The sequence below is a fragment of the Pseudomonas sp. D4-21 genome, assembly GCF_051132125.1.
GTDB lineage: Bacteria > Pseudomonadota > Gammaproteobacteria > Pseudomonadales > Pseudomonadaceae > Aquipseudomonas.
Genome location: NZ_CP071664.1, coordinates 3,350,803 through 3,370,259 on the forward strand (window position 1 = coordinate 3,350,803; position 19,457 = coordinate 3,370,259).

Here is a 19,457-nt window from a genome sequence, read left to right on the forward strand (position 1 = left end):
AATTCATCGCCAAGGATCAACCATGCCCGACACCCCGCTGCCCGATGCACTCCCGGCCGACTTGCACTATGTCGATGACACTGCGCCGGGCATTACCCGCAGGAAACTGCGAGGCAAATTCTGCTATTTCGACCCTTCGGGCCAGCGCATCACTGACGCGGCCGAAATCCAACGCATCAATTCCCTGGCCGTTCCGCCGGCCTACACCGACGTCTGGATCTGCTGCGACCCGCGCGGCCACCTCCAAGCCACCGGGCGCGATGCCCGTGGGCGCAAGCAGTACCGTTATCACACGCGCTGGCGCGAAGTGCGCGATGCCGACAAGTATTCACGCATGCTGGAATTCGGCCGCACACTGCCCCGGCTGCGCAAACGCCTGGAAGAGATCCTCGCCACCCCCGGCTTCAGCCGCGACAAAGTCATGGCGACGGTCATCACCTTGCTCGACGTCACCCTTATTCGCGTCGGCAATACGCAATACGCCCGGGACAACCGCTCCTACGGCCTGACCACCCTGCGCAACAAGCATGTCGCGGTCAATGGCAGCGCCATCGCTTTCCAGTTCCGGGGCAAGAGCGGCATCGAACACCAGATCACCGTGAAGGACCGGCGCCTGGCGCGGATCGTCAAGCGCTGCCAGGAAATGCCCGGGCAGAACCTGTTCCAGTACCTGGATGAAAACGGCGAGCGCCACGCCATCACTTCTTCGGATATCAACGCCTACCTCAAGACCCTCACCGGCGCCGATTTCACCGCCAAGGACTACCGCACCTGGGCAGGCAGCGCGGCGGCGCTGGACGGCCTGCGCACACTGCAGTGGGAAACCGAAACCGAGGCCAAGCGGCACGTGGCCGAGATGGTCAGGCAGGTCGCCCGACAGTTGGGCAACACGCCCGCCGTCTGTCGTAAATGCTATATCCACCCCGCCGTTGTGGAGGGTTTCATGCGCGGCGTCCTGCACGAACTGCCCAAGCCCCGGGTTCGCAAAGGCCTGAGTGCCCAAGAAGCTGCGCTGACGATGTTCCTGCAGCGCATGGCCCAAGCCGTCGAAGCCTGTTGACCGAAGCAATCGAGCGCTGCGGGCCTCGATAAGCGAATGACGGAAGTGGAACATCCGACAGCCGGCGGACTCCCAACTGTACAGAGCCGCTGATCCGCAGACTCGTCAACGCGTAAGTCGAGAGGAGTTTCAGATGTCCGAACACATCGTCCATTTCCATTGCCAGATCGATCAAGGAACCACCGAGCGCTTTCGGGACAATTGCCTGGAAGCCATTGAAAAAGGCGCCGACTCGCTGATGCTCAACCTCTCTACGGTCGGCGGTAGCACGAACTTCGGTTTCACCCTTTACACCTTCATCAAGTCTCTTCCCGTGCCGGTGCGCGCCGTGAACGCCGGCAACATCGAGTCGATGGGCATCGTCATGTACCTGGCCGCCAGCGACCGCACCACCACGCCCCACTCGCGCTTCCTGATCCACCCGATGAATTGGTATTTCGGCCAGAAGTCGGTGGATCACTCGCGCTTGCGCGAATACCTGTCCAGCCTGGACAACGACGTGGCGCGGTATGTGGAAATCTACGTCAAGGAAACCGCCGGTGCCGCCACGCAACTGGATATCTTCAAGTGCCTGTGCGCCGAGGAGCGTGTGATCCCGGCGGAAAACTCACTGGCCTTTGGCATTGCCCACAGGGTTGAACAAGTGGTGTTTCCACCCGAAGCCAAGCATTGGAAAGTGAGCGGCGGTGAGGACTGAGTATTCGATGAATAAATATCATTTGCCGCCGCTTTGTTAATTAATCTTTTCGATGTTGTATAAGCTCAAGCGAAACGGCTGTATAACTTTTTTCAGCAACACTTTTCAACTCACTACCGTTCGTCGCCAGCGAAACGTTTTTTCTAAACTTCCATCCGCCGTTTTCTTTCACAATACTGCGAGGCACGTTTTACTCGCTTAACTAAAATGAGGATTCTCGAAATGGCTAATAGCGGAAACAAAAATCCAGGTAACTTCGCAAACGACCGTGAGAAAGCATCCGAAGCCGGCAAGAAAGGCGGACACGCTTCCGGCGGCAATTTCGCAAATGATCGGGAAAAAGCCTCTGAAGCAGGCCGCAAAGGTGGCGAACGCAGCCACGGCGGCGGCAGGAAGTCGTAACCCGAGAACCGTTGGGGCGCAGCTCTGCTGCGTCCTGGCGCTTGACTTGTCGAGGTAACGAATGAGCCAGGATCGATTCATCGTCAGTTTCATCGCCGACGGCCAACCCGATAGCCGGGTATTGGCAGGCGACACCGAGACGCTTACCACCGAAGAAGCCGAGGCACTCTTGCGAGTGTCCTTTACTGAATTAAAGAGCGTCAAGATCAGCGATGTTCAAGTTCAGAAAAGAACCAAGCCAAACGAAACGGAACATGATGTTCCGGGGCATTTCAAACAGCCGTAGTGTATATAACCTTCCTTTTCAACTCCCTGCCCCGTGGCGAGGGAGTTTGTTCCCGATGGGCTGCACAGCAGCCCAACTCGTATTAACAAAACATATATATCCAGGTGGATTGCCCTGGGCCGCTTCGCAACCCAGCGGGAGCTAGCTTCCTCGCCACAAAGCATTTGTTCAAATGACTTTAATGGGTATGCCCCGTCGGATCCTTTATCTGCCACACCTGCCCTTTGCGCCACGCATCCGCGCCAGGATCGATGTCCGGTGCGCTGATCGATTCGCGGGCGTGTTTCTTCGCTTCGCTGTCGATGCCCATCCGGCGGTCGCGCTCGCGCACCAATTGCGGATCGATCTGCCCATCGGCGGTGAACCCCATCATCAACTGCGGAACGCCGTAAGGCAGAGCGTTGCCCTGCTCGGTGTGCCAGGTGTGCCAGGTCTTGCCGTAAGTGCTGACCAGGTTCTTCATCAAGCGGGTTTCCGCCACCTCCGGTATGCCCGGCGCGACCAGTTGTCCAGACTTCACCTCATGCACATGGCTGTGCCACAGCTGCTTTTCGGCGGCGGGCAAGCTTTCGAACAGGCGCTTACTGATGATGTATTCCACGCCCATCAATTTGGCCTTGGCGCTGTTGGCATCGAAGATGGCGCACTGGAACACTTCTTCGTTCAGTGCCGTGCAGTAATGGTGCGCTTCCATTTGCCCGGACATCCGGCCGTTATAAAAATGAAAGCCGTCCAGGTAGGTATCCAACGCTTGCAAAGGGGGTTTGTTCTGCATGATCCCGGCCCCCGCTTCCAGCGTCGCGGTGGTTGGGCTTTTCGCGGCGCCTGGCGCGTCTACCGGTGAGTGGCTGTTACCGCCCGCGCAGCCCGCCAATCCCACTGTAGCCACACACAACAGGGCCCAGGTTCCATGAACCATCTTTCCAGTCATCTCGACTCTCCTTTCCATGACTGCTCATGAGAAAGGCATTGGAAGACCGGGGTTTATTTTTTTCCCGAGGCAACCGATGAGCGGCCGTTAGCGGCGCTCGCCGTAGGCCTGTTTGACCGAGTCTATCCAGGCCGGGTCCAGGCGTGATTGCTCTGAATCCAGGCCCAGCGCCTGCATGTTTTCCAGATGCTCGTCGGCCTCACGGACCAACGAGGCGTGGTCGCTGGAATTGGCATCCAGCCGGTGCATCTGGGCCAGGCCCAGGTGATAGAAACGCAGTAGCTTCATCGCTGCCGGATCCCGGGCCTGCACACCGGCCTTTACCTGGTGCATCACATTGGTGACGCTCATCAGGCTGCGCTTGAGCTGCCAGCCATACACCGCAGCGGCCATCCACGGCTGCGACCAGAAATAGCCGCGCATCAGCCCGACCATCACCAGCACGGCAGCGAAAACGCCGCCGACATTGAAGCGAAAATTATCGCCCCCGGGTGTACCGAACAGCATCACCGCCAGGCTGGACAACAGCATTGCCAGCGCCAGAAACACCACGGCCACGATGAGGGTGCTGCGACGGGTCTGTTGCCGGTAGTCGGCGGCGTCCCACGGTTTGATCTCGAACATCGCGTCGCAATTTCCTTGTATGGCGTGAAAAGACTCGCGCATTATCGCCTGCCCGGTCGATTTAGCTATGCTGGGGCTCATTTTGTGTTGCAACCGACCCGATGGATCCGGATCAAAGTCCATGGCGATACCGCAAGGATCGTGCGATCTTCCTGCGTGGACGTTTTTTTCAAGATGCCGCCGTCGTGCGAGCGGCATCGTTTTCAAGGAAAGCTGAATGACTCAAAGACATGTAATCAACGCTTCGGTAAGCCCCAAGGGCAGCCTGGAGACTTTGTCCCAGCGCGAAGTGCAGCAACTGAGCGAAGCCGGTTCCGGCAGCATCTACGATCTTTTCCGCCAGTGCGCCCTGGCGATTCTCAACACCGGCGCCCATGTCGATAACGCCAAGACCATCCTGGAAGCCTACAAGGACTTCGAGATCCGCATCCACCAACAGGACCGTGGTGTACGCCTGGAGCTGCTGAACGCGCCGGCCGATGCGTTCGTCGACGGCGAGATGATCGCCAGCACCCGGGAAATGCTCTTCAGCGCCCTGCGCGACATCGTCTACACCGAGAACGAGCTGGACAGCCAGCGCATCGACCTGAGCTCGTCCCAGGGCATCAGCGACTACGTGTTCCACCTGCTGCGCAACGCCCGCACCTTGCGCCCTGGCGTGGAACCGAAAATCGTCGTGTGCTGGGGCGGCCACTCGATCAACACCGAAGAATACAAGTACACCAAGAAAGTCGGCCACGAACTGGGCCTGCGCAGCCTGGACATCTGCACCGGCTGCGGTCCCGGCGTGATGAAAGGCCCGATGAAAGGCGCCACCATCGCCCACGCCAAGCAGCGCATCCAGGGTGGCCGCTACCTGGGCCTGACGGAGCCGGGCATCATTGCCGCGGAGGCACCGAACCCGATCGTCAATGAACTGGTGATCCTGCCGGATATCGAAAAGCGTCTGGAAGCCTTCGTGCGCGTCGGCCACGGCATCATCATCTTCCCGGGCGGCGCCGGTACGGCGGAAGAATTTCTCTACCTGCTGGGCATTCTCATGCACCCGGCCAACCAGGACCTGCCGTTCCCGGTGATCCTCACCGGGCCTAAAAGCGCCACGCCGTATTTCGAGCAGTTGCACGCGTTCGTCGGCGCGACCTTGGGCGAAGCCGCGCAGAAGCACTACCAGATCATCATCGACGACCCGGCCGAAGTGGCGCGGCAGATGACCCAGGGGCTCAAAGAAGTGAAGCAGTTCCGCCGCGAGCGCAACGACGCCTTTCATTTCAACTGGCTGCTGAAAATCGACGAAGGTTTCCAACGCCCGTTCGACCCTACCCACGCCAACATGGCCAGCCTGGGCTTGAGCCGCGACCTGCCCTCCCACGAACTGGCCGCCAACCTGCGCCGGGCATTTTCGGGGATCGTGGCCGGGAACGTGAAGGACAAGGGCATCCGCCTGATCGAAGAACACGGCCCGTACGAAATCCATGGTGATCCCGCGATCATGGAACCGCTGGATCGCCTGCTCCAGGCCTTTGTCGCGCAACACCGGATGAAACTGCCGGGCGGCGCGGCGTATGTGCCGTGCTATCGGGTAGTGACCTGACCTCAAATCGCTAAGGTTAAACATGTGGGAGCGAGCCTGCTCGCGAATGCGGTGGTTCAGCCATTATTGATATGACTGACATGACGCCTTCGCGAGCAGGCTCGCTCCCACAGGGGGCTAGCGTTGGTTTGAGAAGCGTAGCAATCCATCATCCACCGCGACACTCAGCCCACGGTAATCCGCGATCTGCGAATGCACCGTCACCACCGGGTGCGTATGCGTGGCCGTCACTACCATTACGTCCATGTTCGCCGCCTCGCCAGCCTTGATTCCGGCTTCTGCGTCCTCGAACACCAGGCATTCCTGCGGAGCAACTTGCAAGCGTTGTGCGGCCAATAGGTAGCACGCTGGATTCGGCTTGCCGGCGCTCACGTCCTCGGCGGTCACCATCACGTCGGGGCGCGGAATCCCGGCCGCTTCCATGCGACGCAAAGCCAAGGCCATCGGCGCCGAGGTGACAATCGCCCATTGCGTCGGCGGCAGGCTCTTGAGAAAGGCCAGCGCACCGGGCACCTCGACCACCCCTTCCACGTCCTCGATTTCTTCGATGGTGAGCTGCGCGGCCTCGGCCTGGGCATCCACTCCTGGCAGGTTCTGGCGGGCAACGGTGTCGACGGCGCGCACGCCATGGATAGTCGGCAGGAATTTAGCCACGTCCAGGCCATGGCGCATGGCCCAGCGGGTCCAGATCCGCTCGGTGGCGGCGACGGAATTGAGCAGCGTGCCGTCCATGTCGAAGAGGAAGGCGCGGTAGGCGACGGTGGGGAGTTCTGCGGACATCGGGATCCTCGTAAATCGGAAAAGGTGACTAACCCTATGGGAGCGAGCTTGCCTCCCAAGGGTTCCATGTCGGGCCGGTTACACCAACCGCTCGATCCGCTGGTGCTGCCAGACCCGTTTGTAATACAGCGTCTGCAGCAACAGCATGCTCAGGTAAGCCACCGGAAACGCCATCCACACCCCTTGCAGGCCGAAGTGTGCGTCCAGCAGGTAGGCGACCGGAACTTGCACGCCGATGATGCAGAAAATCGAGATCGCCACCGGCATCAGCACCGTGCCGCTGGCGCGCATGATGCCACCGATGATGGCCTGGAAGCCGAACACCAAAAGGCTCCATAGCATGATGTGCAACAAGTGCTCGGCCTGGACCCGCGCCGCCGGGTCGGTGATGAACAGGCCCAGCAACCAGTGGGACAACAAGTACCCCAGCAGCACCAGCCCACCGGTCAACCAGACGTTGATCAGCATCCCGGTGCGCAGGATCGGCCCCAGGCGTTCCAGGCGTCCGGCGCCGATGGCCTGGGCGCCGAGGATCGACGCGGTGATGGCAATCGACAGCGCCGGGAACTGCACGTAATTGACAATCTGCGTCACCGCGCCATAGGCGGCCGTGGCTTGGGAGCCGTGGCGATTGACCAGGGCCAGGATGACCAACTCCGACAGCGAGATCACCACCATCTGCAATCCGGTGGGCAGGCCGATGCGCAGCACTTTGCCGAGGATATCCCTGTCCAGGCGCATCGCCGCGAACAGCGCCCGATCCGGCGCCAAGGCATGGGCCCGTCGATTCAGGCGCCACGCCAGCATCGCCATCGCCGACGCGGTGCCCACCAGCCCCGCCAGCGCCGCGCTCTGGATGCCCATCTGCGGCAACCCCAGCCAGCCACGGATCAACGCCGGCGTCAGCGCCATCCCGACGCTGGTGGACACCAGCAACGCCAGCAACGGCGAAACGGTATCGCTGACACCACGCAATAGCTGGGTGAAAAGCACAAACACCAGCAGCATCGGGAGGATCCACATCATCACCCGCGCATACGACACCGCATCCTCCAGCACGTCGGCGGGCGTTCCGAGGCCTTGCAGCCCCTCGCGGGCAAAAACACTGCCGAGGATCGCCGCCGTCAGTCCGATGATTGCCCCCAGCAGCAGCGTCGAGCCGGCAATCGCCTTCACGGTTCCCGTCTCGCCGGCGCCGTAGGCCTGCCCGATCAAGACCCCTGCCCCCGCGCCCAGGCCAATCACCAACGCGATGAAGAAAAACACGATGGGAAACATCCCCGATACCGCCGCCAGGGCCTGGGTGCCGAGCATTTGGCCGATGTAGATGCTATTGAGCGTACCGGACATCGATTGCAGGAAATTGGACAAGACCATGGGGGCCAAGAACAGCAGGTAGGTTTTCCAGAGAGGCTGGGTGGGCATGAGGGCTCGATGGCAGGTTCGAAAACTGGTGCGGGTAATTTAGCTCAATCCTTTCATTGTGTTTCAGAGAATGATCTGACGAACACTGTTGAGGTTCACCGTGATTTCTTCCACAGGTCAGGCCACCTCGACATTTCCAGGATCTCGTCTATTCTGCGATAGCAATGTGCCACTTTTTTTCCAAAACCGGACGACTGGTCCTCAAGACCGGGTCGACTTTGCAGATAACCAGTTATTCGCAAATATCCTGTCAGCAATACTGTTCAAGGACCGAACCATGATGTCGTATTCCCACGACCATTCCCTTGCCACATCCCAGACGCACACCTCCTGGCACGCCTTGATCGTTGCCATCATCGCCGGCGCAGGGCTGCTGGTACTCAATGGCACGAGCGCTCAAAACATCGGTTTCAGTGCTGTGCTTCTGGTCCTTGGCGTGGGTGCCGGTATCTGGGGCGCGCGTTCGCAGCGCCTGCAATTGGACAAGGTGGCCGCAGCGGCCATCGCCCATCATGAACTGCAAGCAGCCGACCATGGCGCTCACAAAAGCAGCGCGCAACTCAACGAAGTGATCCTCGGCGCGATGCCGATCTGGGCCAAGCAAGTCGAAAGCTCACGGCAGCAGACAGAAACCGCGATCGTCTCGTTGACCAGCCGCTTCACCGGCATTTCCTCGCGTCTCGAAGAAACCGTACAAGCCTCGCAACTGGCCGCTGGCGAGTTGGCGGGCAGTGGTGGTGGCGGTGCCGTCCAGGTGCTGGCGCAGAGCGAAGGCGAACTGGTGAAGGTGATCGATTCGCTGAAGAGCACCCAGGCCAGCCGTGATGAAACCTTGGCCCAAGTGCGCAACCTGACGGCCTACACTGGCGAGTTGCGGACCATGGCCGCGGATGTCGCTGCGATTGCCGCCCAGACCAACCTGCTGGCCCTCAACGCCGCCATCGAAGCCGCCCGCGCAGGCGAAGCCGGACGCGGTTTTGCGGTAGTGGCAGATGCCGTGCGGGCCCTGTCGAGCAAGTCCAGCGAGACCGGCCAACAGATGTCGGCCAAGGTCGATGTCATCAACACCGCCATCACCCAATTGGTGCAGGCGGCTTCCAGCGGCGCCGACCAGGACAGCCAGTCCGTGGCCGTGTCCGAAGGCAGCATCCAACGCGTGCTCGAACGCTTCCAGAGCGTCACCGGCCGCCTCGCCGATTCGGCCGACATGTTGCAACGGGAGAGTTTCGGTATTCGAGACGAACTCACCCAAGTGCTGGTCAGCCTGCAATTCCAGGATCGGGTCAGCCAGATCCTCAGCCACGTGCGCGACAACATCGAGGACCTGCATGTGCACATGCAGCAAGCCAGCCAGTCGCCCGAACAGGCCATCTCCATCGACGCCCGCCAATGGCTGGCGCGCATGGAAACCACCTACGCCACCGACGAGCAACGCCGCAACCATCACGGCGACTCGGCCGCGCAACAGACTTCACAGGAAATAACCTTCTTTTAGGAGCCCCTCATGGCGAAAAATGTATTGGTTGTCGACGACTCCGCGAGCGTTCGGCAGGTCGTCGGCATCGCGTTGAAAAGTGCCGGCTACGACGTGATCGAGGCCAGCGATGGCAAGGATGCACTGGGCAAGCTCAACGGCCAGAAAGTGCACCTGATCATCAGCGACGTGAACATGCCGAACATGGACGGCATCACCTTCGTCAAGGAGGTCAAGAAACTGGCCAGCTACAAGTTCACGCCGATCATCATGCTCACCACCGAATCCCAGGAATCGAAGAAGCAAGAGGGCCAGGCCGCAGGCGCCAAGGCCTGGGTGGTCAAGCCGTTCCAGCCAGCGCAGATGCTGGCGGCGGTGTCCAAGCTGATTCTTCCCTGATGGCTGGAGGCTTCAATGCCGCTGCTGTACGAAGTAGAAAATGACACCGCGCAGGTGCAGATCGACGGCGAGCTGACGATCTACACCGCCGCCGACCTGGCCGCGCAATTGCTGCCACGGTTGGGGGCCACGCCCGCCATGGTGCTGGACCTGTCGCAGATCACCGAGATGGATGGCGCCGGCCTGCAATTGCTGCTGATGGTACAGCGCGAGGCGCCCAAGGCCGGGACCCAACTGACGGTGGCCGACCCAAGCAAAGCCGTCACCGAAACACTGGCGCTGTGCAACCTGGTTGCATAGTCCCTTTGCAACACGTCGGACACGACAAAGGATATGAGCGTGAGCATCAATCTCGATCAGGCACAACAAACCTTCATCGTCGAGGCCCGTGAACAACTGCAGGCGATGGAAGAATCGTTGCTGCAATTGGAAAACGACCCCGGCGACGATGACGCCATCGGCGCGATCTTCCGAGCGGCCCATACGATCAAAGGGTCGGCTGGACTGTTCGGCCTGGAGCCGATCGTCAGCTTTACCCACATCGTCGAGGATGTGCTCGATCGCCTGCGCGAGGGCAGCGTCGCGGTGGACCCTGGCTTGATCGCGGTGCTGCTCAAGTCCGGCGACCACATGCTCGAATTGATCGACGTGGTCGCCAACCAGGGCTCGACGTTGCAGCCCCCTGCCCTGGCGCGGGAAATGGAACTGTGCCAGCTCCTGCAGGAGTACCAGGCGCCCCCGACCGCGACCGAACCGGATCGTGAAACCCAAGCCGAGCCAACCGGCTCAGCCGAAGCGTGCCTCTGGCACATCTCCCTGCGCTTCGGCCAGGACGTGTTCCGCAACGGCATGGACCCCTTGTCGTTCCTGCGCTACTTGCAGACCCTGGGTGAAATCGTCGACATCACCACGCTCACCGAGGCGATGCCGGCCATCGACACCTGGGATGCCGAATCCTGCTACCTGGGCTTCGACATCGCGTTCCGCTCCGCCGCCGGTTATACCGCGATCAATGAAGTGTTCGATTTCGTCCGGGAAGACTGTGCGATCGAAATCGTCGCCCAAGACGTCGAGGCCCAGGCAAGCATCGGCGAGGTCGCGACATCCCAGGCACAGAGCGACGAAAGCACCGCCATGGTCACCACGGGCGAGCTGATGCAGGACCAACGCAAGACCCCGCGCATGCCTGCCCAGGTCGCGCCTGACAAGCAGGCCGTGGTCAGTGACAGTAAAACCAAGGACGGCGCGTACGTGCGCGTCAATGCTGACAAGCTCGACGAACTGATCAACCTCGTCGGTGAATTGGTGATCGCCAGCGCCGGCGCCAGCCTGTTGGCCCGTAACTGCCAGAACGACCCATTGCAGGAAGCCACCTCGTCGGTATCCGGGCTGGTGGAGGAGATTCTCGACGGCGCCTTGCGCCTGCGCATGATCCCCATCGGCGAGACCTTCAACCGCTTTCGTCGGGTGGTGCGCGATGTCAGCCAGGAGCTCGACAAGGACATCGACCTGATCATCAGCGGCGCGGAAACCGAGCTGGACAAGACCGTGGTGGAAAAGATCGGCGACCCGCTCATGCACCTGTTGCGCAACGCCATGGACCATGGCATCGAAACCGCTGAGGCGCGGCTGGAGGCAGGCAAACCGGCCAAGGGGCATTTGCACCTCAACGCTTACCACGACTCGGGCAGCATCGTGCTGGAAATCGCCGACGACGGCGCCGGCCTGAACCGCGACCGCATCCTGGAAAAAGCCCACGAACGTGGGCTGATCGCAGCGGGCGCGAACCTGACCGACCAGGAAATCTACAACCTTATTTTCGAACCGGGCTTTTCCACCGCCCAGGCCGTCACCAACCTGTCCGGGCGCGGCGTGGGCATGGACGTGGTCAAGCGCAACATCACGCTGCTGCGCGGCACGGTCGACCTGGACAGCCAGCCGGGCAAGGGCACCGTGGTGCGCATCCGACTGCCGCTGACCCTGGCGATCATCAACGGATTCCTGGTCGGCATCGGCCAGTCCACCTATGTCATTCCGCTGGACATGGTCCAGGAATGCATCGAGCTGAGCGAAGACGATGGCATCGCCAGCCGCGAACAAGGCTACCTCGACCTGCGGGGCGAGGTGCTGCCATTGGTGTACTTGCGCGATCACTTTCATCACGAAGGTCCGGCCTCGCGCCGGCAGAACGTGGTGGTGGTGCGCTACGCCGAACTCAAGGCCGGGCTGGTGGTGGATGACCTGTTGGGTGAATTCCAGACCGTGATCAAGCCCCTGGGCAAGCTGTTCGGCGCACTGCGCGGCATCAGCGGCTCGACCATTCTGGGCAGCGGTGCCGTGGCGTTGATCCTCGACGTACCGGCCCTGCTCACCCAGATCGCACAAATAGAAAACCGCTACAACTCGACCCCATTACAACAAGCCAACGCTCGCTGACGCTTCAACACTCCATGGAGAGGTATTCCCCAATGAAATGGTTCTACGACCTTAGAATCGCCACCAAACTGATCGCTTCATTTCTCGTGGTGTTGGCGCTGACCGCCGTCATGGGCGTGTTCTCGATCATCCAACTGGGCCAGGTGAACGGCACCGCCCTTGATATCCGTGAGAACTGGATGCCGTCCATGCGCGCCGCTTCAGGCATGCGCTTTTTTGCGGCGAGTTTTCGCCTCAAGGAGAATCGCCATATCGCCGCCGACTCCGAACAGGAGCGCGTCACCCTCGAGCAAGAAGCCGAGGAGGCCAAAAAGGCCTTCGAAACGCGCCTGGGCACTTACGAGAAACTGCTCTCCAGCGCTGAGGATCGTCAGGCATTCGAAACCACCCGCGATGACTGGGCTTCTTACCTTGCAATCAGCAAAGACCTGCTCGCATTGTCCCGGCAGAACCTGACCGAGCAAGCCCAGGCGATGCTCAAGGGCGAATCCAAGAATCGCTTCGACCTGGTGACCAACGACTTGCAAAAACTTGTCGAGCTCAACGCGGCCGGCGCTGACGTCGCCAGTGCGCACGGCACCCGCTTGTATGAAAACGCACGCCTGTCGATCATCGCCGTGCTGGTCGCGGCCCTGCTGGTGGGCCTGGGATTGGCGCTGTTCGTCTCACGCATCATTTCCCGTCCGTTGAAACAGGCGGCGGTGGTGGCCGAGCAACTGGCCGAGGGCAACCTGAACGCGAAGATCGAAAGTGGTTCGAAAGACGAAACCGGCATGGTGCTCAACGCTATGCAGAACATGGTCGGCAAGCTGTCGCATATCATCGGTGAAGTGCGCAACGCGGCGGACAATCTCGCCAGCGCTTCCGAAGAAGTCAGCGCCACCGCGCAGTCGATGAGCCAGGCCACCAGCGAACAGGCGGCCAGCGTCGAGGAAACCAGCGCATCCATCGAGCAGATGAGCGCCAGCATCAACCAGAACACCGAGAACGCCAAGGTGACCGACGGCATGGCCAGCAAGGCTGCCAAGGAAGCCACCGACGGCGGCGAATCGGTGCAGCAGACCGTGGTGGCGATGAAGAAAATCGCCCAACGCATCAGCATCATCGACGACATCGCCTACCAGACCAACCTGCTGGCGCTCAACGCCGCCATCGAAGCGGCCCGCGCCGGCGAGCACGGCAAAGGCTTCGCAGTGGTCGCTGCCGAAGTCCGCAAACTGGCCGAGCGCAGCCAAGTCGCGGCACAGGAGATCGGCGAGCTGTCGTCCAGCAGCGTCGACATGGCCGAGAAGGCCGGCAACCTGCTGAACGAGATGGTCCCGTCCATCAACAAGACCTCGGATCTGGTGCAGGAAATCAGCGCCGCGTCCGAAGAACAGGCCGCCGGTGTGGCGCAGATCAACACCGCCATGACCCAACTCAACCAGGTGACCCAGCAGAACGCCTCCAGCAGCGAAGAGCTGGCCGCCACCGCCGAAGAGATGAGCAGCCAGGCCGAACAACTGCAACAGGCGATGAGCTTCTTCACCCTGGACACGCCCTCCAAGTCCGCGGCCCAGGTCGCCCGGATCGACAACACGCCTGGCCCCTCCAGCCGCAAACCGGCCCGGGCGCCGGCACCGGTGATGCCCAAGGCGTTTGCCTACAACATGGCCAGCGCGCCGGACGAATCGGAATTCACCCGGTTCTGATGGCTCGGTTCCATAGGCTTGCTTAAAGGAGAAAAGGCAATGGGCGCCATCGCGACCACACGTCAGACCGCCAGCGCGGTCGAGGAAGAAGCGCAGTACCTGACGTTCATGCTCGGCACAGAGATGTTCGCCATCGGCATCTTGTGCATCAAGGAAATCATCGAATACGGAAACCTGACCGTCGTGCCGATGATGCCGGCCTTCGTTCGCGGGGTGATCAACCTGCGCGGCGCGGTCGTGCCGGTGGTGGATCTGTCGGCCCGTTTTGGCCGGCCGAACTCCACCATCAGCCGCCGTAGTTGCGTAGTGATCATCGAGGCCGCCAGCGCTGACGGCCTGGCCCAGGACATCGGGCTGCTGGTCGACACTGTATCGGCGGTGCTGGAAATCCCGGCCTCGCAGATCGAACCGCCACCGAGTTTCGGCGCGAAAATTCGCGCCGACTTCATCAGCGGCATGGCGAAGGTCGAGGGCAAGTTCGTCATCGTCCTGGAGGTGGATCGGGTGCTGTCCATCGACGAAATGTCCGAACTCGCCCAAGCCAGCCCCGCCGCACTGGAAGCGCCAGACTCATGAGCACGGACACTTGCAAGGAACGCACAGTGAATTCAATGGCGCTCACTGACCGGGAGTTCGGCCAGTTTCAATCCTGGTTGTACCAGACCGCCGGCATCAACCTGTCGCCGGCCAAGAAAGCCCTGGTGGCCGGGCGCCTGTTCAAGCGCCTCAAGCACTATGAGCTGGACAGCTACGGCGAGTATTTCAAGCTGATCATGAGCGGCCAGCGCAGCGACGAATTACAAGTGGCGCTGGACCTGCTCACGACCAACGAAACCTACTTTTTCCGTGAGCCCAAGCACTTCGATTTTCTTCGCGATCATGTGCTGCCCCATGCGACGCCGGGCAAGACCTTTCGCCTGTGGAGCGCGGCCAGCTCGTCCGGCGAGGAGCCCTACAGCCTCGCCATGACCCTGGCCGAAAGCCTGGGCACCACGCCCTGGGAAGTCATCGGCTCGGACATCAGCATGCAAGTGTTGGCGAAGGCCCGTTCTGGGCACTATCCGATGGAGCGCGCCCGCAACCTGCCCCATTCGTTACTCGTGAAATATTGCCTCAAGGGCACCGGCAATCAGCAAGGCACCTTCCTCATCGATCGGGCGTTGCGCAACCGGGTCAACTTCATCCAGGTCAATCTCAACGACACGCTTCCGGAGTTGGGGGAGTTCGATGTGATTTTCCTGCGCAACGTGATGATCTATTTCGACCAGCCCACCAAAAGCAAAGTGGTTGCCCGACTGATCCCCCGGCTCAAGCCCGGTGGGTATTTCATCGTCAGCCATTCGGAGAGCCTCAACGGCGTTTGCGATGCGTTAAAGCTGGTCGCGCCTTCGATTTATCGCAAGCCATGAACGCCGCGATAAAGCCAGTCGCCGAAGTCTATCTGGGGCCTGGGGAGTTTCGCTTTGCGACCTGCCCGACCCGGCTGCGCACGATCCTTGGCTCATGCGTTGCCATCACCCTCTGGCATCCACGGCGCAAGATCGGCGGCATGTGCCACTTCATGTTGCCCAACCGGGTACGCTGCTCCACGGCGCTGAATGGGATGTACGCCGATGAAGCCTTTGAGTTGTTCGTCCGCCAGGCGCGGGCCCATCGCACCGAACCCGAGGAATACCAGCTCAAGCTGTTCGGCGGCGGCGAAATGTTTCCCGAGCTGCAACGCCACGTGGCGTTCGGCGACGTGGCGCGGTTGAACGTCAACGCCGCGCTGGAAATGGCCGCCCTCTATCGCCTGGACCTGATTGCCCAGGACATGGGTAGCACTGGCTACCGAAGTATTGTTTTCGACCTGTGCAATGGCGATGTCTGGGTCAGGCACCAACCAATAAGGACCTTGAATTAACCATGCCAGGCAGAAAAATCAATGTATTGCTGGTGGACGATTCCGCCGTGGTCCGTCAGGTATTACTGGCGATCCTGAGTGACACGCCGGACATCAACGTTATCGGCGCGGCGTCCGATCCGATCTTCGCCATGGATAAACTGGCGAAGGAATGGCCCGACGTGATCGTGCTGGACGTGGAAATGCCGCGCATGGACGGCATTACCTTCTTGAAAAAAATCATGAGCGAACGGCCCACGCCCGTGGTGATCTGTTCTTCCCTGACGCCCAAGGGCGCGGAAACCACGCTGCAAGCCATGGCCGCCGGCGCGGTGGAAATCATCACCAAGCCCACTAGCGGCCTGAAGAACTTCTTGCTGGACTCGGCGTCGGAACTGGTCTCGGCCATCCGCGCCGCCGCCCAGGTCAACGTCCGCAACCTGGGTAAACGCCCGGCCCCGGCCGCCCCGCTGACCCCGGCGGCCAAACTCAGCGCTGACGCGATGCTGCCCGCCGCCAACGGCCACGCCATGGCCCAGACCACCGAACGCATCGTCGCCATGGGCACCTCCACCGGCGGCACCCAGGCCCTGGAGGCGGTGCTGACGGCCCTGCCGCGCGTGTGCCCGGGCATCGTCATCGTCCAGCACATGCCGGAAAAATTCACCGCCTCATTCGCCGCCCGGCTCAACAGCCTGTGCCAGATCGAAGTGCGCGAAGCGAAGAACAACGACCGCATTCACCCGGGCCTGGCGCTCATCGCCCCCGGCGGCAAGCACATGATGGTGACCCGCAGCGGCGCGTTCTATCACGTGCAAGTGGTGGACGGCCCGTTGGTCAATCGCCATCGCCCCTCGGTGGATGTGCTGTTTCGCTCGGTGGCCAAGTTCGCCGGCCGTAACGCCACGGGCATCATCATGACCGGCATGGGCGACGACGGCGCCCGCGGCCTCAAGGAAATGCTCGATGCCGGCAGCGCCACCGTTGCCCAGGACGAGGCCAGTTGCGTGGTTTTTGGCATGCCCAAGGAAGCGATCAAACTCAACGCCGCCCAACGGGTGATGCCGTTGCTGGACATTGCGCAGGTGATCTTGCACCGCTGATCCGCGCATCTTTTCTCAAGTGAAAGCTGTGTGGCGAAGGAGCTTGCTCCCTCGCCACACAAAAGCTGTCTTAAACAGGCGAGATCGTCGCCAGCACACCAATCAGCAGCGTCAGCGCCAGGAAACCACCCAGAAAAATCGCCATCTTCGCCATGAGCTTTCTCCCAATAGAGCCATTGCGGCACGATCGAATTGTGGGACGAGAACTGAGACCGTTACAGACGCACCTGTAAGCGAAAAATACGGATCAGCGGAAAAAGGTTCGCAGCGCTCTGTATCCACGACACACAGCAATACAAACACACCGCCGCATGACACATCCCAGATACACGACAAGCGCCAAATGGCCCCGTCCGAACAGGCCAGTCCCGCCTTGCTTCGACCCGACGTGCCGAGCACCGGGCAAGCAACGTGACACCGCCACGGCACACGCCCCGCGCAACGCTTGCCAGGGGCCACACAGCTCTTATCTGGAGAAATCTCATGACGCGTACAAAAAATTCGAACTCCGCTCGCCTCGCCCTCGCCGCCCTGGCTTTGTCCGGCGGTTTGGGCCTGGCCCAGTCCGCTTTCGCCGTTGACGCCCTGGCCCAGGGTTATCAATTGGCTTCGGCTGAAAAGACCTCCGAAGGCAAATGCGGTGAAGGCAAATGTGGCGCTGCCGAATCGGCCAAAAAGGCCACACAGGCTGAAGGCAAGTGTGGTGAAGGCAAATGCGGTGCCGCCGAATCGGGCAAAAAAGTCACCGCGGCAGAAGGCAAGTGCGGTGAAGGCAAATGTGGCGACGCGTCCTTCGCTCGTACCGACACTGACGACGATGCTCGTGTGTCGCTGAAGGAATTCCTCACCGTCGCGCCGACCCAGCAAGCCGAGTTCGAAAAGATTGACAGTAACCACGACGGCTACCTGTCCGAGGCGGAAACCTACAAATACCGCACCGGCCAATACACAGCCAATGGCAAGAAAGTACCGACTGAGCTGTTCATCCATATGAGCCAGGCCAAGGAGTAAATCCCCTTCGCTCCTCCCTCCCGGCCGCCCAGGCCGGGAGGGTTTGGCCATCCCCTGGAGAAGCGCGATGAGCACGTTCACTTCACCCTCCGGCGCCGGACTCGGCCTTCGCCGTGCCCTGCTAAGCGACCTACTGGAAATGGCCCCCAGCGCCGTGGATTTCCTTGAGTGCGCCCCGGACAACTGGATCGGTGTCGGCGGCGTCTACGCCGAACAACTCGACCAACTCGCCGCACGGCACCCCATCACCTGCCACGGCCTGTCCCTGTCCCTCGGCGGTCCGCAGCCCCTCGACATTGAACTGCTGCGTGGTACTCGCCGCTTCCTCGATCGCTACGCCGTGGCGCTCTACAGCGAACACCTGAGTTACTGCTCCGACAGCGGTCACCTCTACGACCTCTTGCCGATCCCCTTTACCGAAGAAGCCGTCCATCACGTCGCCGCCCGCATTCGTCAGGCTCAGGACGTATTGGGCCAGCGCATCGCGGTGGAAAACATCTCCTACTACGCCGCGCCCTTCCAGGCCATGAGCGAGATCGACTTCATCACCGCCGTGCTACAGGAAGCCGACTGCGACCTGCTGCTGGACGTCAACAACCTCTACGTCAACGCGATCAATCACCGTTACGACGCCGAGAAGTTCCTCGCCGCCATCCCGGCCCAACGCGTCACCTACCTGCACGTCGCAGGCCATTTTGACGAAGCCGAGGATTTGAAAATCGACACCCACGGCGCGGCCGTCAAGCAAGACGTCTGGACGCTGCTACACCAGGCGTATCAACGATTCGGCTCGGTACCAACCCTGCTGGAACGCGACTACAACTTCCCACCCTTGTCGGAACTGCTCGCTGAAGTCGGGCAGATCAAACACCTTCAAAAACTCGCTTGCCCGGCAACACCGGAGGCCCGCCATGCCTGAACAACTGCTCGACCAACTCAACTGCATGGCCAATTACGTCCGCAATCCTCAAAACCCACCACCGCCGGGAATTGAAACCCGACGCCTGGCCGTCTACCGGCAACTGTTCATCGGCAGCATCGAATCACTGCTGGCCGCCAGCTTCCCGGTCATCCACCAAACCCTGCCAGACGCTGACTGGCGATGGCTGGTCCACGATTTCTACGCGAACTACCGTTGCCAGACGCCACTGTTCACGCAGCTGGGCGGGGAGTTTGTCAGCTATCTGGAACAACGTGCGTGCTCGCAGAACCACCCCGCCTGGCTGCCCGAGCTGGCGCAACACGAATGGAGCGAAAGCGCCCTGTTGCTGAATGATGCGGTGGAGCCCGCACACAATCCCCACGGCAATCTGGTTGAAGGCACGCCCGTGATGTCGGAACTCGCGTGGGCACACGCCTATGAATGGCCGGTGTGCGACATCGGGCCGGATCATCGGCCCATCGACAAACCAACGGCCCCGACGTTGGTCCTGCTTCAGCGCCGTGGTGGGCACGTGACGTTTTCACGCCTTGCGCCAATGGCTTATGCGCTGCTGGTTTCGCTGACGGAGCATAGGCGCAGCGGGCGGGAGCATCTGGTTGCGTTGGCCGAGGCGGCAGGAGTGACGGTGCGTGAGTTGATGCCGGTGGGGGTCGCGGCCCTTGAGGGGTTCAAGGCGCAGGGGATTGTGTTGGGAACGCGTTGGGGGTGAGCAAGACCATCGA

21 protein-coding genes are annotated in these 19,457 nt (G+C 61.1%); 17 read left to right on the plus strand and 4 right to left on the minus strand.

The window, feature by feature from the left end:
- Positions 1 to 22: 22 nt before the first annotated feature.
- From J3Q04_RS14870 to J3Q04_RS14885, 4 genes are all read left to right on the plus strand, one after another.
- On the plus strand, positions 23 to 1,060 hold the full coding sequence (locus J3Q04_RS14870) for a DNA topoisomerase IB (protein WP_434563609.1): 1,038 nt from the start codon (positions 23 to 25) through the stop codon (positions 1,058 to 1,060).
- 133 nt (positions 1,061 to 1,193) lie between these two features.
- Positions 1,194 to 1,757 carry an ATP-dependent Clp protease proteolytic subunit gene (locus tag J3Q04_RS14875; protein WP_030142235.1) on the plus strand — a complete coding sequence of 188 codons (564 nt, stop codon included), beginning with the start codon at positions 1,194 to 1,196 and terminating at the stop codon, positions 1,755 to 1,757.
- 222 nt (positions 1,758 to 1,979) lie between these two features.
- Entirely contained in the window at positions 1,980 to 2,159 is a 180-nt protein-coding gene (locus tag J3Q04_RS14880; RefSeq protein WP_003182983.1) for a general stress protein, read from the plus strand.
- 61 nt (positions 2,160 to 2,220) lie between these two features.
- Entirely contained in the window at positions 2,221 to 2,445 is a 225-nt protein-coding gene (locus J3Q04_RS14885) for a hypothetical protein (RefSeq protein WP_420767702.1), read from the plus strand.
- 178 nt (positions 2,446 to 2,623) lie between these two features.
- On the opposite strand, the gene J3Q04_RS14890 is transcribed toward J3Q04_RS14885, so the two are convergent.
- Positions 2,624 to 3,376 (minus strand): OBAP family protein, encoded by a 753-nt coding sequence (locus J3Q04_RS14890; RefSeq protein WP_434563607.1) that lies wholly within the window; start codon positions 3,374 to 3,376, stop codon positions 2,624 to 2,626.
- 87 nt (positions 3,377 to 3,463) lie between these two features.
- A complete protein-coding gene (locus J3Q04_RS14895; protein ID WP_434610951.1) occupies positions 3,464 to 4,000 on the minus strand; it encodes a DUF3087 family protein in 537 nt (178 codons plus the stop codon).
- 217 nt (positions 4,001 to 4,217) lie between these two features.
- Between J3Q04_RS14895 and ppnN the strand changes: the two genes are divergently transcribed.
- Entirely contained in the window at positions 4,218 to 5,591 is a 1,374-nt protein-coding gene (ppnN, locus tag J3Q04_RS14900) for a nucleotide 5'-monophosphate nucleosidase PpnN (RefSeq protein ID WP_420767699.1), read from the plus strand.
- Between the two features lie 117 nt (positions 5,592 to 5,708).
- Here ppnN and J3Q04_RS14905 read toward each other — a convergent pair whose 3' ends face one another.
- Complete coding sequence (locus tag J3Q04_RS14905) at positions 5,709 to 6,371, minus strand: HAD family hydrolase (RefSeq protein WP_434610949.1); 663 nt, start codon at positions 6,369 to 6,371, stop codon at positions 5,709 to 5,711.
- A gap of 78 nt (positions 6,372 to 6,449) precedes the next feature.
- Positions 6,450 to 7,796 carry an MATE family efflux transporter gene (locus tag J3Q04_RS14910; protein WP_434563601.1) on the minus strand — a complete coding sequence of 449 codons (1,347 nt, stop codon included), beginning with the start codon at positions 7,794 to 7,796 and terminating at the stop codon, positions 6,450 to 6,452.
- Positions 7,797 to 8,379: 583 nt separating this feature from the next.
- On the opposite strand from J3Q04_RS14910, the gene J3Q04_RS14915 reads away from it, so the two are divergent.
- The 12 genes from J3Q04_RS14915 to J3Q04_RS14970 all read left to right on the plus strand — a co-directional run bounded on the left by J3Q04_RS14915 (position 8,380) and on the right by J3Q04_RS14970 (position 19,444).
- The gene (locus tag J3Q04_RS14915; protein ID WP_434635644.1) at positions 8,380 to 9,291 is read left to right on the plus strand and encodes a methyl-accepting chemotaxis protein; all 912 of its coding nucleotides are present in this window, start codon (positions 8,380 to 8,382) and stop codon (positions 9,289 to 9,291) included.
- A gap of 9 nt (positions 9,292 to 9,300) precedes the next feature.
- Positions 9,301 to 9,669, plus strand: coding sequence for a response regulator (locus tag J3Q04_RS14920; protein ID WP_003180343.1), 369 nt, complete (start codon positions 9,301 to 9,303; stop codon positions 9,667 to 9,669).
- A gap of 15 nt (positions 9,670 to 9,684) precedes the next feature.
- Entirely contained in the window at positions 9,685 to 9,969 is a 285-nt protein-coding gene (locus J3Q04_RS14925; protein WP_420767695.1) for an STAS domain-containing protein, read from the plus strand.
- Between the two features lie 39 nt (positions 9,970 to 10,008).
- Positions 10,009 to 12,105, plus strand: a complete 2,097-nt coding sequence (locus J3Q04_RS14930; RefSeq protein WP_434610945.1) for a chemotaxis protein CheA — start codon at positions 10,009 to 10,011, stop codon at positions 12,103 to 12,105.
- Positions 12,106 to 12,137: 32 nt separating this feature from the next.
- On the plus strand, positions 12,138 to 13,796 hold the full coding sequence (locus J3Q04_RS14935; protein ID WP_434610942.1) for a methyl-accepting chemotaxis protein: 1,659 nt from the start codon (positions 12,138 to 12,140) through the stop codon (positions 13,794 to 13,796).
- A 39-nt stretch (positions 13,797 to 13,835) separates the two neighbouring features.
- On the plus strand, positions 13,836 to 14,372 hold the full coding sequence (locus J3Q04_RS14940; RefSeq protein WP_420767692.1) for a chemotaxis protein CheW: 537 nt from the start codon (positions 13,836 to 13,838) through the stop codon (positions 14,370 to 14,372).
- Positions 14,369 to 15,205: a CheR family methyltransferase gene (locus tag J3Q04_RS14945; protein ID WP_434610939.1), complete on the plus strand. Its 837-nt coding sequence runs from the start codon at positions 14,369 to 14,371 to the stop codon at positions 15,203 to 15,205. Before J3Q04_RS14940 ends, J3Q04_RS14945 begins: the two co-directional genes overlap by 4 nt.
- Positions 15,202 to 15,699 (plus strand): chemoreceptor glutamine deamidase CheD, encoded by a 498-nt coding sequence (gene cheD, locus J3Q04_RS14950; protein ID WP_434563593.1) that lies wholly within the window; start codon positions 15,202 to 15,204, stop codon positions 15,697 to 15,699. The genes J3Q04_RS14945 and cheD overlap by 4 nt, the downstream gene beginning before the upstream one ends.
- Before the next feature lie 2 nt (positions 15,700 to 15,701).
- Positions 15,702 to 16,781 (plus strand): protein-glutamate methylesterase/protein-glutamine glutaminase, encoded by a 1,080-nt coding sequence (locus tag J3Q04_RS14955; protein ID WP_434563591.1) that lies wholly within the window; start codon positions 15,702 to 15,704, stop codon positions 16,779 to 16,781.
- Positions 16,782 to 17,264: 483 nt separating this feature from the next.
- Positions 17,265 to 17,792 carry an HvfA family oxazolone/thioamide-modified RiPP metallophore gene (locus J3Q04_RS14960; RefSeq protein WP_434610936.1) on the plus strand — a complete coding sequence of 176 codons (528 nt, stop codon included), beginning with the start codon at positions 17,265 to 17,267 and terminating at the stop codon, positions 17,790 to 17,792.
- A gap of 67 nt (positions 17,793 to 17,859) precedes the next feature.
- Positions 17,860 to 18,711: an HvfB family MNIO-type RiPP peptide maturase gene (locus J3Q04_RS14965; protein ID WP_434610933.1), complete on the plus strand. Its 852-nt coding sequence runs from the start codon at positions 17,860 to 17,862 to the stop codon at positions 18,709 to 18,711.
- A complete protein-coding gene (locus tag J3Q04_RS14970; RefSeq protein ID WP_434610930.1) occupies positions 18,704 to 19,444 on the plus strand; it encodes an HvfC family RiPP maturation protein in 741 nt (246 codons plus the stop codon). Before J3Q04_RS14965 ends, J3Q04_RS14970 begins: the two co-directional genes overlap by 8 nt.
- Positions 19,445 to 19,457 lie beyond the last annotated feature (13 nt).

Excerpts from the sequence above, each read along its gene's own strand:
- J3Q04_RS14870 (WP_434563609.1), top strand. The coding sequence starts at position 23 with ATGCCCGACACCCCGCTGCCCGATGCACTCCCGGCCGACTTGCACTAT.
- J3Q04_RS14875 (WP_030142235.1), top strand. The coding sequence starts at position 1,194 with ATGTCCGAACACATCGTCCATTTCCATTGCCAGATCGATCAAGGAACC.
- J3Q04_RS14880 (WP_003182983.1), top strand. The coding sequence starts at position 1,980 with ATGGCTAATAGCGGAAACAAAAATCCAGGTAACTTCGCAAACGACCGT.
- J3Q04_RS14885 (WP_420767702.1), top strand. The coding sequence starts at position 2,221 with ATGAGCCAGGATCGATTCATCGTCAGTTTCATCGCCGACGGCCAACCC.
- J3Q04_RS14890 (WP_434563607.1), bottom strand. The coding sequence starts at position 3,376 with ATGACTGGAAAGATGGTTCATGGAACCTGGGCCCTGTTGTGTGTGGCT.
- J3Q04_RS14895 (WP_434610951.1), bottom strand. The coding sequence starts at position 4,000 with ATGTTCGAGATCAAACCGTGGGACGCCGCCGACTACCGGCAACAGACC.
- ppnN (WP_420767699.1), top strand. The coding sequence starts at position 4,218 with ATGACTCAAAGACATGTAATCAACGCTTCGGTAAGCCCCAAGGGCAGC.
- J3Q04_RS14905 (WP_434610949.1), bottom strand. The coding sequence starts at position 6,371 with ATGTCCGCAGAACTCCCCACCGTCGCCTACCGCGCCTTCCTCTTCGAC.
- J3Q04_RS14910 (WP_434563601.1), bottom strand. The coding sequence starts at position 7,796 with ATGCCCACCCAGCCTCTCTGGAAAACCTACCTGCTGTTCTTGGCCCCC.
- J3Q04_RS14915 (WP_434635644.1), top strand. The coding sequence starts at position 8,380 with ATGCCGATCTGGGCCAAGCAAGTCGAAAGCTCACGGCAGCAGACAGAA.
- J3Q04_RS14920 (WP_003180343.1), top strand. The coding sequence starts at position 9,301 with ATGGCGAAAAATGTATTGGTTGTCGACGACTCCGCGAGCGTTCGGCAG.
- J3Q04_RS14925 (WP_420767695.1), top strand. The coding sequence starts at position 9,685 with ATGCCGCTGCTGTACGAAGTAGAAAATGACACCGCGCAGGTGCAGATC.
- J3Q04_RS14935 (WP_434610942.1), top strand. The coding sequence starts at position 12,138 with ATGAAATGGTTCTACGACCTTAGAATCGCCACCAAACTGATCGCTTCA.
- J3Q04_RS14940 (WP_420767692.1), top strand. The coding sequence starts at position 13,836 with ATGGGCGCCATCGCGACCACACGTCAGACCGCCAGCGCGGTCGAGGAA.
- J3Q04_RS14945 (WP_434610939.1), top strand. The coding sequence starts at position 14,369 with ATGAGCACGGACACTTGCAAGGAACGCACAGTGAATTCAATGGCGCTC.
- cheD (WP_434563593.1), top strand. The coding sequence starts at position 15,202 with ATGAACGCCGCGATAAAGCCAGTCGCCGAAGTCTATCTGGGGCCTGGG.
- J3Q04_RS14955 (WP_434563591.1), top strand. The coding sequence starts at position 15,702 with ATGCCAGGCAGAAAAATCAATGTATTGCTGGTGGACGATTCCGCCGTG.
- J3Q04_RS14960 (WP_434610936.1), top strand. The coding sequence starts at position 17,265 with ATGACGCGTACAAAAAATTCGAACTCCGCTCGCCTCGCCCTCGCCGCC.
- J3Q04_RS14965 (WP_434610933.1), top strand. The coding sequence starts at position 17,860 with ATGAGCACGTTCACTTCACCCTCCGGCGCCGGACTCGGCCTTCGCCGT.
- J3Q04_RS14970 (WP_434610930.1), top strand. The coding sequence starts at position 18,704 with ATGCCTGAACAACTGCTCGACCAACTCAACTGCATGGCCAATTACGTC.